Consider the following 16,467-nt stretch of genomic DNA (forward strand, 5'->3'; position numbering starts at 1 on the left):
TCGCGAGAGAACGCTCTACTTTAAGCGGCGATATCGCTGGACTGGATGCGCTTGACGCCGGCTGCGCTCATATCGGCCCAGGCTTTCGCGAGCGAGCCCTGGGTGTCGATGCCGCGGCAAGCGTCTTCGACGACATAAGTCTCAAAGTCGGCCTTGCGGGCATCGAGCGCGCTCCATGCCACGCAGAAGTCAGTGGCGAGACCAGCGAGAAACACGCGTTCCACCTTGCGGGCCTTCAAATAGGCGGCAAGCCCCGTCGTGGTCTTGCCATCGGCTTCGGTGAAGGCCGAATAACTGTCGACGTCCTTGTTGGAGCCCTTGCGGATGACGAGGCCGGCATGGGCGATCGAGAGGTCCTTTGACAGCGCAGCGCCTTCGGTGCCCTGCACGCAGTGATCGGGCCACAGTACCTGCTTGCCGTAGGGCAGATCGATCGTCTCGAACGGTTTCTTGCCGGAATGCGTCGTGGCGAACGAGACATGGCTAGCGGTGTGCCAGTCCTGCGTCAGCACGACGTTGGCAAAGCTCTTGGCGATGCGGTTGATGACGGGAACGACCTGGTCGCCATCTTTCACCGCAAGGCTGCCGCCCGGCAGGAAACAGTTCTGAACGTCGATCACCAGCAACGCCGACGCATTGTCGGGTTTGATCGACGCGGCCAAAGCTGCCTTCGGAAGAATGGTCGCCATTGCCGCCGTGCCGAGAATCGTGCCGAAGCCCGTGAGAATTTGCCTGCGCTCGAACATGGTGCATCTCCCTGTCAAAGAGGTCAACACTATAGCGTTTTCGAGCGAAGTGGGGACCGGTTCGCGTGAAGAAAACGCGTCCAGAAAAGAGCTCCAGCAAATCAGGTCGCAGGCAGAGCGTAAAGCGGCTTTACGCGGCGGCTTTCGGCTGAATCTTCGGCACCGGACGGGTCATGGTTAGCGCGGGCGAATTCCGTCACGCACGGCGCGGAAACGCGTGAACGCGGTGGTCCAGCCGTCGCGCGGCGAACTGCCGATGATGCGCAGCGAATTCTGGCCGCCGAACCGCAACCATTGCACGATCGTCACCGGCGTATTGTCCTTGCCGCTGGTGGCTTCGATGCGGGTTTCGTATCCGGGTTGGCCGTCGATGCGGACCGCCTCCGACATCGTGATCCGCCCGTCGCGTACGCCGGGAATCGTCGTCGCCATTTGCTGGGCAAAACGTCCGCGGTCGTCGGGCTGCGCCGGCGCGGATCCGACCAGGCCGACGATCATGAAGGGCGCGGTTTCAAAACCGCTTTTTTCGTCGCCATCGGCAATGATCAGGGCTGCGCCCGGCGCCAGCGTGCGGACCGTCTTGAAATTGCTGAGCTCGGACATCCTGAACGGCATCAGCCCGAGCTGCTCATCGACCGGAACTTCGTTTCGGATCACCGCGGAAGCGAACATCTGCCGTATGGCGTCATCGGTATAGATCCTGGAGGCATTCTCCGGCACCTGCACGGCGACGTAGCCGGAGAAGGTCGGACCCGGCACGATCATCGAGTAGCGCCGGACATTGGTGGCGCCGTCCTTGGCGTTTTCAGCGGTGTAATAGGCGAGCCCTGCCGCCGTCTCGATGCTCTCCGGCTTGATGCCGCCGGTGCCGCCGGGATTTGCCTTGAAAGCATTGGCGACCTCGCCATAGGCCTCGGCGGGCAGGTCCGCCACCAGCACCTTGACGCCCTGATCCTCGGTCTCGAAGCCGACAAATGATCTGGCTTTGACCAGGCCGACCAGCGGGGTCATGCCGACCCGCGCACCCGGCGGAAAGACCGGGTCGGCGGCGAACGCAGCGCAGGTCGCGGCGATGGTAAGGGCAAACGCAGCGAGGTATCGAACAGGCTTCATGAAGGGTCTACCGGGTTTACTTTGAGGCGGCTCAATGGTCGGCCAGCGCAGCCCTCAAGGGTTCGAGGGCGTGGGTTCAGTCAGCCCGCTTTTAGCGGTTTTGATGTCCCTGCAACAGGGCAGGGCGGGCGTCCGTTCCCTCGTCACGTCCCGAAACGCCGGAATTTTCGCGCGATATGGCGGCTAGCCAAACGTTTTCGGGCGGTTTCGGCGGCGTGCCGGACCGCCGGTCAGGTCCGCGCAGCGGCCAAATACCGCGCTGGCCGCGATCACGAACTGGGCTGATTTTCGGACGTGGTGATGAGTGCGCGCTCACCTCCTTGCCGATTTGTTAACACGGCTGGCGGCCTGAACCAGGACTGAACCTTGACCTGCCCTGAGCTGACACAATCTTTCAAACGTCAGCATTTTCAGGCCCTAAGGTTGCGTTCGGTCCTTGCGGGCAGGACCCCCCCTCCTATATGAGGCTCACCGTCGCAATATCGCGAGTAATTGATCGTTGGGGGTTCGGTTAGGTGCGCCGTCCAGGGCCCAGCCAACCTGCCGCAAAAAGAAGGATATGAGGACCATGGGAAAGGTCATTGGGATCGATCTCGGCACCACCAATTCGTGCGTCGCCGTAATGGATGGCAAGACAGCTAAAGTCATCGAGAACGCAGAGGGTATGCGCACGACGCCGTCGATCGTCGCTTTCAGCGATGATGGCGAGCGCCTCGTCGGCCAGCCTGCCAAGCGTCAGGCGGTGACCAATCCCGAGCGCACCTTCTTCGCGGTCAAGCGCCTCGTCGGCCGCCGCTATGACGACCCGATGGTCGAGAAGGACAAGAAGCTCGTCCCCTATAAAATCGTCAAGGCATCGAACGGCGACGCCTGGGTCGAAGCCGACAGCAAGACCTACTCACCCTCGCAGGTCTCCGCCTTCATCCTGCAGAAGATGAAAGAGACCGCGGAAGCCCATCTCGGCCAGAAGGTCGAGCAGGCCGTCATCACGGTTCCCGCCTATTTCAACGACGCGCAACGTCAGGCCACCAAGGACGCCGGCAAGATCGCCGGCCTTGAAGTGCTGCGCATCATCAACGAGCCGACCGCGGCCGCGCTCGCCTACGGCCTCGACAAGACCAAGGCCGGCACCATTGCGGTGTACGACCTCGGCGGCGGCACCTTCGACGTCTCGATTCTCGAGATCGGCGACGGCGTGTTCGAGGTGAAGTCCACCAACGGCGACACGTTCCTCGGCGGTGAAGACTTCGACATGCGGCTCGTCAGCTATCTGGCCGATGAGTTCCAGAAGGAGCAGGGCATCAACCTGCGCAACGACAAGCTTGCCTTGCAGCGCCTGAAAGAGGCCGCCGAAAAGGCCAAGATCGAATTGTCCTCGACCACGCAGACCGAAATCAACCTGCCGTTCATCACGGCCGATCAGACCGGTCCGAAGCATCTGACGATGAAGCTGACCCGCTCGAAGTTCGAGGCGCTGGTCGACGACCTCGTCCAGAAGACCATCGAGCCGTGCCGCAAGGCGCTGAAGGATGCGGGCCTCACCGCCGCCGAGATCGGCGAAGTGGTGCTGGTCGGCGGCATGACGCGCATGCCGAAGGTTCAGGAAGTGGTGAAGCAGCTGTTCGGCAAGGAGCCGCACAAGGGCGTCAACCCGGACGAAGTCGTCGCCATCGGCGCGGCGATCCAGGCCGGCGTGCTGCAGGGCGACGTCAAGGACGTGCTGCTGCTCGACGTGACCCCGCTGTCGCTGGGCATCGAGACGCTGGGCGGCGTGTTCACCCGCATCATCGATCGCAACACCACGATCCCGACCAAGAAGAGCCAGGTGTTCTCGACCGCCGAGGACAACCAGAGCGCTGTCACCATCCGCGTCTTCCAGGGCGAGCGTGAAATGGCGGCCGACAACAAGGTGCTCGGCCAGTTCGACCTGATGGGCATTCCGCCGTCGCCGCGCGGCATGCCGCAGATCGAGGTGACGTTCGACATCGACGCCAACGGCATCGTCAACGTTTCGGCCAAGGACAAGGCCACCGGCAAGGAACAGCAGATCCGGATTCAGGCCTCCGGCGGCCTGTCGGATGCCGACATCCAGAAGATGGTCAAGGACGCCGAGGCCAATGCGGCCGAGGACAAGAAGCGCCGCGAGGCGGTCGACGCCAAGAACCATGCCGACAGCCTGGTGCATTCCACCGAGAAGGCGCTGGCCGAACACGGTTCGAAGGTCGAGGAGAGCGAGCGCCGTTCCATCGAGGACGCCGTCAGCGACCTCAAGGAAGCGCTGAAGGGCGACGACGCCGAGGCGATCAAGGCCAAGACCAACACGCTGGCGCAGGCTTCGATGAAGCTCGGCGAGGCCATGTACAAGCAGCAGGCCGAAGCCGACGCCAAGAAGGATGCGGCCAAGGATGACGTCGTCGACGCGGAGTTCACCGAGGTCGACGACGACAAGAACAACAAGAAGTCGGCATAAGCGGGCTTTCGATCATGACCCTCACACCAAAGAGCGCCGGCTGCGTCTCGATGGGTGAGGGTCATTTTTCGTTAAGCGCAAGGCGGCATCCTCAAAAAAAATGCACCCTTGCGGCATGAAGACGAAATTCGGACGGATCTGACGGATGTCCACCAAGCGCTGCTATTATGAAACCCTTGAAGTCGAACGGAGCGCGGACGATTCCAAGCTCAAGGCCGCCTTCCGCAAGCTCGCGATGAAATGGCATCCGGACAAGAATCCGGGCGATGCTTCCAGCGAAGTGAAGTTCAAGGAAATCAACGAAGCCTATGAGGTGCTCAAGGACGGCGACAAGCGCGCCGCCTATGACCGCTACGGCCACGCGGCGTTCGAGCAGGGCATGGGTGGCGGCGGGCCCGGATTCGGCGCCGGCTTCGCCTCGTCATTCTCGGATATTTTCGAGGATCTGTTCGGCATGGCCGGACAACGCGGGCGCGGCGGCGGCGGCCGCGAGCGCGGCGCCGACCTGCGCTACAATATGGAAATCACGCTGGAGGAAGCCTTCCTCGGCAAGACCGCCCAAATCGAGATTCCGGTTTCGGTCACTTGCGAGTCCTGCTCCGGCACCGGCGCCAAGGCCGGCACCAAGCCGAAGACCTGTTCGCTATGCGGCGGGCAGGGAAGGGTGCGGCAAGCCCAGGGCTTCTTCACGCTGGAACGAACCTGTCCGGGCTGTCAGGGCCGCGGCCAGATGATTGAAGACCCCTGTCCCTCCTGCGCGGGCTCGGGCCGGGTGACGCGCGACCGGACCCTGTCGGTCAACATTCCGCAAGGCGTCGAAGACGGCACCCGCATTCGCCTCGCCGGCGAGGGCGAGGCCGGCGTCCGCGGCGGACCGCCCGGCGATCTCTATATTTTCCTGTCGCTGGCAACCCACGAATTCTTCCAGCGCGACGGCGCCGACCTGCATTGCCGGGTCCCGATCTCGATGGTGGCGGCCGCCCTTGGCGGCGAATTCGAGGTGCCGACCATCGACAAGGGCAAGACCAAGGTGAAGGTGCCGTCGGGAACACAGTCCGGCCGGCGATTCCGCATCGCATCAAAAGGCATGCCGGTGCTCCGTTCGCGCCAGACCGGCGACATGTATGTCCAGGTGATGGTCGAAACGCCGCAGAATCTGACCAAGAAGCAGCAGGAATTGCTGGCCGAGTTCGAAAAGCTGTCGTCGGGTGCGACCCAGCCGGAAGCGGCGGGTTTCTTCACTAAGGTCAAGGACTTCTTCGGTAGCCGCGCTGCCCCGCAGTAAGCCTTTTGCTTGACCATAAGAGCTGCGACCTATACCTCTTTATGACCGTTTTCTGACATAACCGCCCGTTCGCGGTCCCCGCCTGGTAGCGACATGCCTCTGCAATCGTCCGTGCGTGCGTTGAAGAAGCCTCTCCGTCTTGACGACGAGGTGCGCTTTCTCCGTTCATGGATCGAAAAGCCGCTGCACATGGGCGCGGTGATGCCGTCCAGCAAGCTGCTCGCACGCACCATGGCGCAATATGTCGACGTCGATTCGAAAGGACCGGTCGTCGAACTTGGCCCCGGCACCGGCGCGATCACCAACGCGCTGATCGAACATGGCGTCGATCAGAAGCGTCTCGTGCTGGTTGAATACAATCCGGGCTTCTGCGCGCTGCTGCGCGACCGTTACCCGCACGCGAAGGTGGTGCAGGGCGACGCCTACAAACTTCGCGACTCGCTGTTGAAGGTTCTCGACGTGCCGGCCTCGGCCGTGGTCTCCGGCCTGCCGCTGGTCACAAAGCCGATGCTGACGCGCCTCAAACTGATCCGCGACGCCTTTACGGCGCTCGCACCCGGGGCGCCCTTCGTGCAGTTCACCTATTCGGTTGCGCCGCCGATCCCGAAATCGCTGCCCGGTGTGTCCACAGAAGCTTCCGAGCGGATCTGGATGAACCTTCCGCCCGCCCGGGTCTGGGTGTATCGCAAGGGCTGATACCGCGCGTATTCCGCAAAAGTGGAAGCCGGTTTTGCGCATAGAATACGCGCCAAATATTAGTTAAGAGCATTTTCGACGAAAATGCTCGCCCGCGTCTGCGCGGCGGGTTTGGCCCGAACCGCGATTTATAAAATATGTCCGCGCTGAAAATCCTCGTGATCCCGGGATCGCTTCGCACAGGCTCGCACAATGCGAGGCTGGCGGCCGCGGCCAGCCGTGAGCTGGCGCTATCCGGCGCCGAAGTGACGCGTATTTCGCTGTCGGATTTTCCGTTGCCGATCTATGACGGCGACCTGCAGGCGAAGTCCGGCGTGCCGAAGCACGCGGTCAATCTGAAGCGCATGATATCAGCCCATCATGGCGTCCTGATCGTGACGCCGGAATATAATTCGTCGGTGCCCGCGCTGGTGAAAAACACCATCGACTGGATCAGCCGGGTGCAGGACCCGCACGAAACCCGCGGCCAGGTGTTTCGCGGCGCCGTGTTTGCGATCGCATCGGCCTCGGGCGGGCGGCTCGGCGGCACGCGCGCGCTGGCGGCGCTGCGCCTCATTCTGTCGGCCTGCCACGCCAGCGTGGTTCCGAACCAGCTCGCATTGTCGTTCGCGGAGCAGGCCTATGACGAGATGGACCGTCTGAAACATCCTGCCGATTTCGAGGCGCTGCAAGCGCTGGTGCGGCAGCTGATCGACCATTCCCAACGCATGATGTGAGGTGACATGCAGCCTGCCAGTATCGCTCCGAAAGACCGGTTGATTGTGGCGCTCGATCTGCCCGGCGTCGCCGAGGCCGAAGCGATGGTGGCGCGGCTCGGCGACAGCGTGACATTCTACAAGATCGGCTATCAGCTGGCCTATGCCGGCGGCTTGCCGCTGGTCCGTCAATTATCCGGTGCGGGCAAGAAAGTGTTCGTCGATCTCAAGCTGCACGATATCGGCAACACCGTTGCACGCGGTGTCGAGAGCGTCGCCAAACTCGGCGCGACATTTCTCACCGTGCACGCCTATCCGCAGACCATGAAGGCGGCGGTGGAAGCGCGCGAGGGCTCGAGTCTCAAGATCCTCGCCGTCACGGTGCTGACCTCCTATGACGACGGCGATCTGCATGCCGCCGGCTATCGCCTCAACGTCTCCGATCTGGTCGAGGCGCGGGCCCAGCAGGCGCAGGTGCTTGGCGTCGACGGGCTGGTGAGTTCGCCGGAAGAGGCGGCGAGTTTGCGCAAGATCGTCGGCCACCAGATGAACCTGGTGACGCCGGGCATCCGGCCGGCGGGCTCTGCGACCGGCGACCAGAAGCGCATCATGACGCCTTCGCGCGCCATTGCCGCCGGCGCGGATTATCTGGTGGTGGGGCGGCCGGTCACCGAGGCCGCCGACCCCAAAGCCGCCGCGGATGCCATTCAAGAAGAAATCGCGCAGGCGCTGGCGTAATCAATCAGCGAGACTAAGAAACGGGAGAACAAGATGGCCAAGGGATACTGGATCGGTCGCGTCGACGTTCACGATGATGAGGGCTACAAGCCCTATGCGGCGGCCAATCTCGCGATCTTCAAGAAGTTCGGCGGGCGCTACGTCGTGCGCGGCGGCACGTTCACCGGCGTCGAGGGCCAAAGCCGCTCGCGCAACGTGGTGATCGAGTTCGACAGCTATGAGGCGGCGATGGCCTGCTATAACTCGCCGGAATACCAGGCCAACATCAAGGTTCGACAACCGCACTCGATTGCCGAGCTGATCGTGATCGAAGGCTATGACGGCCCGCAGCCCTAGCGTCTCGTTTTCTCGTCATGGCCGGGCTTGTCACGGCCATCCACGTCTCTGTTGCGCGCCCAAAGCTAAGAGGTGGATGCCAGGGCCAAGCCCGGCCATGACGACGGACCCGGGCCTGATCGGTTGCCGGAATGTCCCCATCCCGCTATAGGGCTTGAAGAGGTGAAGCCATGGCCGACATGCGTTTGATCGTAGCTGGAGCCGGCGGCCGGATGGGCCGGGCGCTGGTGCGCGTCATTTCGGAGACGTCAGGTGCGGTGCTTGCCGGCGCGCTGGAGGCGCCGGGTTCGGAACTGCTGGGCAAGGATTCCGGCATCCTCGCCGGCCTGCCCGAAAACGGCGTCAAACTCTCTGCCGATCTCTGGGCGCTCACGGCGAACGCTGACGGCATTCTCGATTTCACGGTTCCCGCCGCCACCATCGCCAATGTGGCGATCGCCGCCGAACGGAAGCTGGTGCACGTGGTCGGAACCACGGGGTTGTCGAGCTCCGACATGGCCGTGATCAAGAGCGTGACGTCCCGTGCCATCGTCGTGCAATCAGGCAATATGAGCCTCGGCGTCAATTTGCTGGCGGCCCTCGTGAAGCGCGTCGCGCAATCGCTGGATACCGATTTCGACATCGAGATCCTCGAGATGCATCACAAGGCCAAGGTCGATGCGCCGTCGGGCACCGCGCTCATGCTGGGTGAGGCCGCCGCCGCGGGCCGCGGCATCGACCTGCATCTGCATTCGGCGCGCGGACGCGACGGCATTACCGGCGCGCGCAAGGCCGGCGATATCGGTTTTGCGGCGCTGCGCGGCGGCACCGTCACCGGCGAACACAGCGTGATCTTCGCCGGCGCGATGGAGCGCATCGAGCTGACCCACCGCGCCGAGGACCGCACCATGTTTGCGCAGGGCGCGATCAAGGCGGCATTGTGGGCGCAGGGCAAGACGCCCGGCCTATATTCGATGGCCGATGTGCTGGGCCTCGGCGACTTCTGAAGTTCGAGGACGCGCCGAATGCGAAGCCCACAGACGTCATCCCGAGGATGACGCGATAGGAAGCGAGTGGTCCGCGCAACCTAAATCACGCTTTACCCTTGCTTGTTCGGGCGCAGCAACGAGATGCCGGTCATGTCAGCCGGTTTCGGCAATTGCATCAGGTCGAGCAGTGTCGGCGCAATATCCGCCAGCCGGCCTTCCGCTAACGTCACGTCGCCGCCACCCTGCAGCAGCAGGGGCACCGGGTTCGTCGTGTGCGCCGTATGCGGACCGCCAGTTGCGGGGTCGCGCATCATTTCGCAGTTGCCGTGATCGGCCGTGACCAGCAGCGCACCGCCGGATCGCTCGATCGCCTCCGAGATTTTCCCGAGCGCGGTATCGACGGTCTCCACCGCCTTGATCGCAGCCGCCAGGTTTCCCGAGTGGCCGACCATGTCCGGATTGGCGTAGTTCAGAACGATCAGGTCATACTTGCCCGAGTCGATTGCCTCCACGGCCTTCGCCGTCAGCTCGACAGCCGACATCTCCGGTTGCAGGTCATAGGTCGCGACCTTGGGCGATGGCACCATGATGCGGTCTTCGCCGGGAAAAGGTTCTTCCCGTCCACCGTTGAGAAAATAGGTGACGTGCGGATATTTCTCCGTTTCGGCCATCCGCACTTGCGTCCGGTTTGCCGCTGATGTGACTTCGCCCAGGATGTTTGGAAACGCCTGCGGCGGAAATATCGTCTGCATCAGCCTGTCCAGATCAGCGCTGTACTGCGTCATTCCAACGGCGGCGGCGTATCGGACGCTGCGTCTGCGTTTGAAGCCGTCGAATGACGGATCGAGCATCGCACCAAGAATCTCGCGGACGCGATCAGCGCGAAAGTTGAAGCTCAGCACGCCGTCGCCATCTTTGATGCCGGCGTAATTGCCGATCACCGACGGCACGACGAACTCGTCGGAGACATCATGCGCATAGGCATCTGATATGGCCGATTGCGCGTCGGCAAAATGCGGGCCTTCGGCCTCGACGATGGCGTCATAGGCTTTGCCAACGCGTTCCCAGCGCTTGTCGCGGTCCATCGCATAATATCGCCCGACAACGGTTGCGATCGGAACCTGTGGCGGCAGCGCCGCGCTTAGCCGCTTCAAATCATCGGCGCCTGATCGCGGCGGCGTATCGCGTCCGTCCGTGAGCGCGTGTACGACCGCCGGCACGCCATGCTCGGCGAGGATCCTGGCCAGTGCCGAGACGTGGTCCTGATGCGAATGGACACCGCCCGGCGACACCAGCCCGATCAAGTGACAGGTGCCGCCGCTCTGCTTCAGCGCCTGCACCAGGGAGGTGAGCGCCGTCGCGGATTTGATTTCGCCTGTTACAATGGCGTCGTTGATCCGCGGCAGGTCCTGCATCACGACGCGGCCCGCGCCGATGTTCAGGTGTCCCACTTCGGAATTGCCCATCTGACCATCGGGCAGCCCGACATCCCGTCCTGACGTCCTCAGGAAGGCGCGCGGACCCGCGTTCCACAGGCGGTCGAAATTCGGTGTTTTGGCCTGACGCACAGCATTGTCGGCCGGATCCTCTCGCCAGCCCCAACCATCCAATATCGCTAGCATTACGGGACGACGTTCCTGCATCGACGGGCCTTTCGCTGTTTACCCCAGCGTGGTTGTGAGCGATCGATATGCGATCGTCAATCGAGGCGCGCCGTCAGTGTTCCGGCCGGGTGCTCTGCTTGGTCGACATATCAGCCATGGGAAATCGGAGGCCGTAGGATGGGTTGAGCTCTTCGCGAAACCCATCAATTGCGCGACAAACGTGATGGATTTCGCAAGGGCTCAACCCATCCTACGAACCACGAACAACGATCTCAATGCAGCCCCACCTGGCCGGCTTCCCAGCCCAGCATCGCCTGCTTGCGGGTGATGCCCCAGTGATAGCCGGTGAGCGCGCCGCCCTTGCCGAGTGCGCGATGGCAGGGCACCACGAACGAGACCGGGTTGCGGCCGACCGCAGCACCAACAGCGCGAGAGGCTTTTGGATTCTTGATCTTGTTGGCGATGTCGGAATAGCAGACCGCGCGGCCCATCGGGATCTTCAGCAAGGTTTCCCAGACGCGGACCTCGAAGTCAGTACCGATCAGGACCACGCGCAGCGGCTGGTCCGGCCGCCACAATTTGGTGTCGAAGATGCGTTGCGCGAGACCGGCCGTGCCGTCGCGATCCTCGACATAGGTCGCGTTCGGCCAGCGCCGCTTCATGTCGGCGAAAGATGCCGGCTCCTCGCCGGGATCGGCGAAGGCAAGCCCGGCAAGGCCGCGGCCGCTGGCGATCACGATGGCAGTGCCGAACGGCGAGGGATGGAAACCGTAGCGCAGCGTCATGCCGGCGCCGCCGTTCTTCCATTCGCCCGGCGACATCGCTTCATGCGTCACGAACAGATCGTGCAACCGGCCCGGACCCGACAGCCCCGAGTCGAGCGCGGCGTCGAGGACGCTCGCCGAGTCGCGCAACAATCCCTTGGCGTGATCGAGCGTCAGCGCCTGCATGAAGTCCTTGGGCGTCAGCCCGGCCCAGCGGCGGAACAGCAGGTGCAATTCATCAGGGGTCACCGAGGCGGCGTCCGCCATCGCTTCGATGGTCGGCTGCGCGCGCCAGTGTTCCGAGATGAAGGCGATCGCACGGCGCACGGAATCATAGTCGCGCAGTGCGGCGTTCTGGGGGCCCGGCTTGGCCAGGCGCTGGTCATGTATGGCGAGTGTCATCATGGGATCAGATTTAGGGCTCATCTGACGTTCCAACCACCCGATTTCCGATACGGATTCACGTTATGGGATTGTAGGTAATACCGCGTTTGGCGGACTGCAGCGCTGCCAGTAAAGCCTTGGCAAAGCTTGCTTTTTCGTCCGGCCCCAAAAAATGCCCGACCGAGACGCGGCGGCCGCGCGAGACCAGATAAAGCCGCTCGATGCCGAATTCGGGATCGCCGGTCTGGTCCAGCCGCACCCAGAGTGGATTGAGCACCCATTCCACCACATGGCCGCGATGGCTGACGCGGCGCACCCGCAGCTCCGACGGCGTCACCGTGATTTCCTCCGACGCGTTGGCGCTGCGGAAATTGACCCGGAACGCCCAGTAGATCACGAGCACATCGAGCCCGAAGAATCCGAACACCGGCCAGGCGCCCATCAACAGAAACGCGACGCCCGCGACAAAGCTCACAGCACAAAGGAATGCCATCAGCACCAGGAAGCCGGTGCGGTTGAGCGAGCGATGCGGCGTCAGCCGCGCCGAAAACAGCTTCGGCTGGTCAACATCCCGATCAAAGTCGTTGCTTGCGGTCATCGCTGGTCAGTATACCCGGATCATGGCCAAAATCACCCGCGCTAAAGCTGCCAAAAAATCAAGCGTTCTATCCGTGCCAAGTAAATCCGCAAGGAAAACCGCAAGGAAAACAGCCAAAAAGGCCACGGCCAGGAAGCCGGCCAAAGCGTCCGCCAAGCCCGTGGCGAAGCGATCGCCAAAGTCAAAACCCTGGACCTCAGCCGAGGTCCACGAGGTCTTCAGCCGCTTTCGCAAGGCCAATCCGGAGCCGAAGGGCGAGCTCGAACATCTCAACCCCTACACGCTGCTGGTCGCCGTGGTGCTGTCGGCCCAGGCCACCGACGCCGGCGTCAACCGCGCGACGCGCGCGTTGTTCGCGGTGGCGGATACGCCCGAGAAGATGCTTGATCTCGGCGAGGACACCGTGCGCGACTACATCAAGACCATCGGGCTTTATCGCAACAAGGCGAAGAACGTCATCGCGCTCTCGCAGAAGCTGATTGCGGAATTCGGCGGCGAGGTGCCGCGCACCCGCGCCGAGATCGAAACGCTGCCCGGCGCCGGCCGCAAGACCGCCAATGTCGTGCTCAACATGGCCTTCGGTGAGCACACCATGGCGGTCGATACCCACGTGTTCCGCGTCGGCAACCGCACCGGATTGGCGCCCGGCAATAACGTGCTCGAGGTCGAGCTCGGACTGGAAAAGATAATCCCGTCCGAATTCATGCTGCACGCCCACCACTGGCTGATCCTGCACGGCCGCTACACATGCCTCGCGCGCAAGCCGCGCTGCGAGGTGTGTTTGATCAACGATCTCTGTAGGTGGCCGGAGAAGACGGTGTGAGGGCTTACCGTCATTGCGAGGAGCGCAGCGACGAAGCAATCCATCTATCCCCGTGCGGCTTCGCTTCGCTCGCAACGACGTGGATGGAGCGCAATCAGACCATCGGCATTCCCGTGCGCCGCGACGGCTCGATCAGCTCGGGCCGCGGGCCGCTCAGTCGCTTGTGCATATGGACCATGAAGGCCATGCCGAACAGCGGCGTCGCGAGATTGACGATCGGGATCGACACGAAGGCGGCGATGATCAGCCCCGCTGTGAACACGGTCGACGCATTGTCCTTGCGCATCGCCTTGGCTTCCGCGGGCGAGCGGAAACGCATCGCCGCGAGCTCGAAATATTCCCGGCCGAGCAGCCAGGCGGTGGCAAAGAAGAAAATCAGGAAGCCGGCGCCGGCGAACAGCACGAAGGGCAGCGCGATCAGATAGACCAGGATGGTCAGCAGCGCCGTCTTGATGCCCTCGGGGATCGCCACGCCAAGCGGCAGCGCGGAGCCGGGCTTTTCTGCCGGATAATGCTCGCGCTCGACATGGTCGGCGACGTCGTCGACGAACACGCTGGCGACCAGCGAGGTGATCGCCGGCATCAGGAAGATACCGCCGAGCACGACGCCGAGCCCGGCCGCGATCGAGACGATCCAGGCCAAAATGTTCAGCGGCGTGTGAAAGCCAGGTCCCAGCAGCCCTTCCGCCCAGACCTCGCCATATTCGGCGAACCAGCTGAGCAGCCGCTGCAGGCCGAGCGCCAGCACCGTGATCAGCACCAGCGCCAGCCCGATCGAGCGCCACAGAATGGTGCGCATCGGCGGTGACAGGATTTGGGAAAGCGCCTTGACGGCGGCGTCCAGCATGATGGCCTCTGTTTCTCGGTAAAAAACCCTCGCGAGAGGTAGAGATGCAATCGGGCTTCGGCAAGACCTGGGCAGAAGACCTGGGCAGACCCGGGTTAGGAACGCCGGCAGCGATCCCGCCCGTGCATTTGCGTTATGCAGCCGTGACGGCACGGTTCGGCAGATTATGTTTTCCCGGCAAGTCCTGAAGGCTTAGTCTGATCCCCAAGCTACGGCGCAAGGGAGAAGCCATGACCGGGACGGAATTGCCGCTCGAGGGCGTGAGGGTCGTCGAGATGACCCATATGGTGATGGGCCCGACCTGCGGCATGATCCTGGCGCAGCTCGGCGCCGAGGTGATCAAGGTCGAACCACCCGTCGGCGACAAGACCCGCAGCTTAGGGGGCATGGGGGTCTCGTTCTTCCCGCTGTTCAACCGCGGCAAGCGCAGCATCGTGCTCGATCTCTCCAAGGCGGAGGATCGCGAGACCATGGACCGGCTGCTTGCCAGCGCCGACGTGTTCGTGGAGAATTTTCGCGACGGTGCGCTCGAAAAGCAGGGCTTGGGTATCGAGGAGTTGCGCCGCAAGCATCCGCATCTGATCGTGGCCGGCCACAAGGGATTTCTGTCCGGACCCTACGAGCATCGTCCGGCGCTCGACGAGGTCGTGCAGATGATGTCGGGCCTCGCCGCGATGACCGGCACGCGAGACAAGCCGCAGCGCGTTGGTTCGTCCGCCAACGACATCATGGGCGGCATGTTCGGTGTGATCGCGATCCTGGCCGCGCTCTACCAGAAGCGCGACGGCAACAAGGATGGCGCCGATATCAGGATCGGGCTGTTCGAGAATTGCCTGTTTCTCGTCGCGCAGCACATGGTCGAATATGAAATGACAGGCCGCAAGCCGCGCTCGATGCCGGAGCGCGAACATGCCTGGCCGATCTACGATATTTTCGACACCGCAGGTGGCGGCCGCATCTTCATCGGCGTCGTTACCGAGGGCCATTGGCAGAGTTTCTGCCGCGAGTTTGGGCTGCAGGAATTTTTGGACGATCCGACCTTGACCAACACCACGGAGCGGATCATGGCGCGGGACCGGATCATTCCGCGCGTCGCCGAGGTGATCAAAGGCTGGAACGTGGCTGAGCTTTCGGCCAAGCTCGATGTACTCAACATCTGCTTCTCGCCAATCAACCGGCCTGAGGATTTGCTGCACGACCCGCACGTGCTGCGCCCCGGCGGGCTCGTCAACAATTTCAACGCCGATGGCGCGCCGTTCCGCGTTCCCGCATTGCCGGTGGAATGGAACGGCGGCAATATCGGCGAAGGCCTCAAGGTGCCGGTTCTCGGCGCCGATACCGAGGCAGTCAGAGCCGAACTGAACAAACAAACGTCAACCGACAATGCTGCGTGAGGCTGCCATGACCCGTCTTCAGGATGTCTATCCCGACAACAAGATCATTCTGCGTGAAGTGGGCCTGCGCGACGGGCTGCAGCTGGTGAAGAAGTTTCCCTCGACGGCGGCCAAGCAGCGCTGGATCCGCGATGAATATGCCGCCGGCGTGCGGCATTTCGAGGTCGGCTCGTTCCTGCCGGCCAAAACCTTCCCGCAATTCACCGACATGCGCGAGGTCATCGCCACCATCGCGTCACTGCCGGGCGCCTATGGCATCGCGCTGACGCTGAACGAGCGCGGCGTCAACGAGGCGTTGGCATCAGGCGTGGCTGAAGTGGCCACCGTGGTCTCGGCGACCGAAGAGCACAGCCAGGCCAACGCCAACCGCAGCCGCAAATCTGCGATCGCCAACGTCAAGCGGCTCTGCGAATTGCGCGACGCCACCGCGCACAAACCTGTCGTGAACGCTGCGATCTCGATGGCGCTGGGCTGTTCGATCGTCGGTGCCGTCGATCCGAACGAAGTGATCAGGATTGCGGAAAAGCTGTTCGAGGCCGGCGTCGACATGGTCGCGGTCGCCGATACCGTCGGCTATGCCGGGCCGAAGCAGGTCGGGGAATTGACGGCGGCCGTGGTGAAGATCGCGGGACCAAAGCCGGTCTGCATTCATCTGCACGACACCCGCGGCATGGGTATCGCCAACGCCTCGGCGGCGCTCGATGCCGGCGCACGCGTGCTGGACGGATCGCTGGGCGGCCTCGGCGGCTGTCCGTTCGCGCCGGGCGCGACCGGCAACGTCGTGTTCGAGGACCTCGTGTTCCTGTGCGAGAGCAAGGGTTTTGCGACCGGCATCGATATCAACAAACTGGTCGCGGTGCGATCAATCCTGAAATCGGAAATGCCGGACGAGCAACTCTATGGCGGGATGGCACGCGCCGGATTGCCGTGCGGGACGGCGAAGGCGGCGTGATTTAGTTCTCCCTCGCCTGGCTCTACATTTCGTCATGGCCGGGCATAGCCGTCT

At 63.0% G+C, this 16,467-nt stretch carries 16 protein-coding genes; 10 read left to right on the forward strand and 6 right to left on the reverse strand.

What is annotated here, in order from left to right; translation table 11 throughout:
* Positions 1–20: 20 nt before the first annotated feature.
* On the reverse strand, positions 21–746 hold the full coding sequence (gene pncA, locus JQ558_RS10285; protein WP_212293577.1) for a bifunctional nicotinamidase/pyrazinamidase: 726 nt from the start codon (positions 744–746) through the stop codon (positions 21–23).
* A gap of 177 nt (positions 747–923) precedes the next feature.
* Positions 924–1,859: a hypothetical protein gene (locus JQ558_RS10290; protein WP_212293578.1), complete on the reverse strand. Its 936-nt coding sequence runs from the start codon at positions 1,857–1,859 to the stop codon at positions 924–926.
* A 568-nt stretch (positions 1,860–2,427) separates the two neighbouring features.
* On the opposite strand from JQ558_RS10290, the gene dnaK reads away from it, so the two are divergent.
* From dnaK to dapB, 7 genes are all read left to right on the forward strand, one after another.
* A complete protein-coding gene (gene dnaK, locus JQ558_RS10295; protein ID WP_212207559.1) occupies positions 2,428–4,329 on the forward strand; it encodes a molecular chaperone DnaK in 1,902 nt (633 codons plus the stop codon).
* 145 nt (positions 4,330–4,474) lie between these two features.
* Positions 4,475–5,614 carry a molecular chaperone DnaJ gene (dnaJ, locus tag JQ558_RS10300; RefSeq protein WP_212207558.1) on the forward strand — a complete coding sequence of 380 codons (1,140 nt, stop codon included), beginning with the start codon at positions 4,475–4,477 and terminating at the stop codon, positions 5,612–5,614.
* Between the two features lie 93 nt (positions 5,615–5,707).
* Positions 5,708–6,310 (forward strand): class I SAM-dependent methyltransferase, encoded by a 603-nt coding sequence (locus JQ558_RS10305; RefSeq protein ID WP_192736168.1) that lies wholly within the window; start codon positions 5,708–5,710, stop codon positions 6,308–6,310.
* Between the two features lie 137 nt (positions 6,311–6,447).
* Positions 6,448–7,026 carry an NADPH-dependent FMN reductase gene (locus tag JQ558_RS10310; RefSeq protein ID WP_212207557.1) on the forward strand — a complete coding sequence of 193 codons (579 nt, stop codon included), beginning with the start codon at positions 6,448–6,450 and terminating at the stop codon, positions 7,024–7,026.
* Positions 7,027–7,032: 6 nt separating this feature from the next.
* On the forward strand, positions 7,033–7,743 hold the full coding sequence (gene pyrF, locus JQ558_RS10315) for an orotidine-5'-phosphate decarboxylase (protein WP_212293579.1): 711 nt from the start codon (positions 7,033–7,035) through the stop codon (positions 7,741–7,743).
* 33 nt (positions 7,744–7,776) lie between these two features.
* A complete protein-coding gene (locus JQ558_RS10320; RefSeq protein ID WP_212207555.1) occupies positions 7,777–8,079 on the forward strand; it encodes a DUF1330 domain-containing protein in 303 nt (100 codons plus the stop codon).
* A 170-nt stretch (positions 8,080–8,249) separates the two neighbouring features.
* Entirely contained in the window at positions 8,250–9,065 is an 816-nt protein-coding gene (gene dapB, locus JQ558_RS10325; RefSeq protein ID WP_212274508.1) for a 4-hydroxy-tetrahydrodipicolinate reductase, read from the forward strand.
* Between the two features lie 92 nt (positions 9,066–9,157).
* Here the strand turns inward: dapB and gpmI are convergent, their stop codons facing one another.
* From gpmI to JQ558_RS10340, 3 genes are all read right to left on the reverse strand, one after another.
* Positions 9,158–10,690 carry a 2,3-bisphosphoglycerate-independent phosphoglycerate mutase gene (gene gpmI / locus JQ558_RS10330; protein ID WP_212293580.1) on the reverse strand — a complete coding sequence of 511 codons (1,533 nt, stop codon included), beginning with the start codon at positions 10,688–10,690 and terminating at the stop codon, positions 9,158–9,160.
* Positions 10,691–10,923: 233 nt separating this feature from the next.
* A complete protein-coding gene (locus JQ558_RS10335; protein ID WP_211995550.1) occupies positions 10,924–11,820 on the reverse strand; it encodes a bifunctional helix-turn-helix domain-containing protein/methylated-DNA--[protein]-cysteine S-methyltransferase in 897 nt (298 codons plus the stop codon).
* A 55-nt stretch (positions 11,821–11,875) separates the two neighbouring features.
* Positions 11,876–12,397 (reverse strand): DUF2244 domain-containing protein, encoded by a 522-nt coding sequence (locus tag JQ558_RS10340; protein WP_212207551.1) that lies wholly within the window; start codon positions 12,395–12,397, stop codon positions 11,876–11,878.
* A 22-nt stretch (positions 12,398–12,419) separates the two neighbouring features.
* Here JQ558_RS10340 and nth point away from each other — a divergent pair, with 22 nt between their 5' ends.
* Complete coding sequence (gene nth / locus JQ558_RS10345; protein ID WP_212293581.1) at positions 12,420–13,220, forward strand: endonuclease III; 801 nt, start codon at positions 12,420–12,422, stop codon at positions 13,218–13,220.
* A gap of 94 nt (positions 13,221–13,314) precedes the next feature.
* On the opposite strand, the gene JQ558_RS10350 is transcribed toward nth, so the two are convergent.
* On the reverse strand, positions 13,315–14,067 hold the full coding sequence (locus tag JQ558_RS10350) for a sulfate transporter family protein (RefSeq protein ID WP_212274511.1): 753 nt from the start codon (positions 14,065–14,067) through the stop codon (positions 13,315–13,317).
* Between the two features lie 230 nt (positions 14,068–14,297).
* Here JQ558_RS10350 and JQ558_RS10355 point away from each other — a divergent pair, with 230 nt between their 5' ends.
* Positions 14,298–15,461 carry a CaiB/BaiF CoA-transferase family protein gene (locus JQ558_RS10355; protein ID WP_212293582.1) on the forward strand — a complete coding sequence of 388 codons (1,164 nt, stop codon included), beginning with the start codon at positions 14,298–14,300 and terminating at the stop codon, positions 15,459–15,461.
* A 7-nt stretch (positions 15,462–15,468) separates the two neighbouring features.
* Complete coding sequence (locus JQ558_RS10360; RefSeq protein WP_212293583.1) at positions 15,469–16,413, forward strand: hydroxymethylglutaryl-CoA lyase; 945 nt, start codon at positions 15,469–15,471, stop codon at positions 16,411–16,413.
* Positions 16,414–16,467: the final 54 nt, after the last annotated feature.

Source organism: Bradyrhizobium sp. AUGA SZCCT0160 (genome assembly GCF_018130105.1).
In the GTDB taxonomy this organism is placed as follows: Bacteria; Pseudomonadota; Alphaproteobacteria; order Rhizobiales; family Xanthobacteraceae; genus Bradyrhizobium.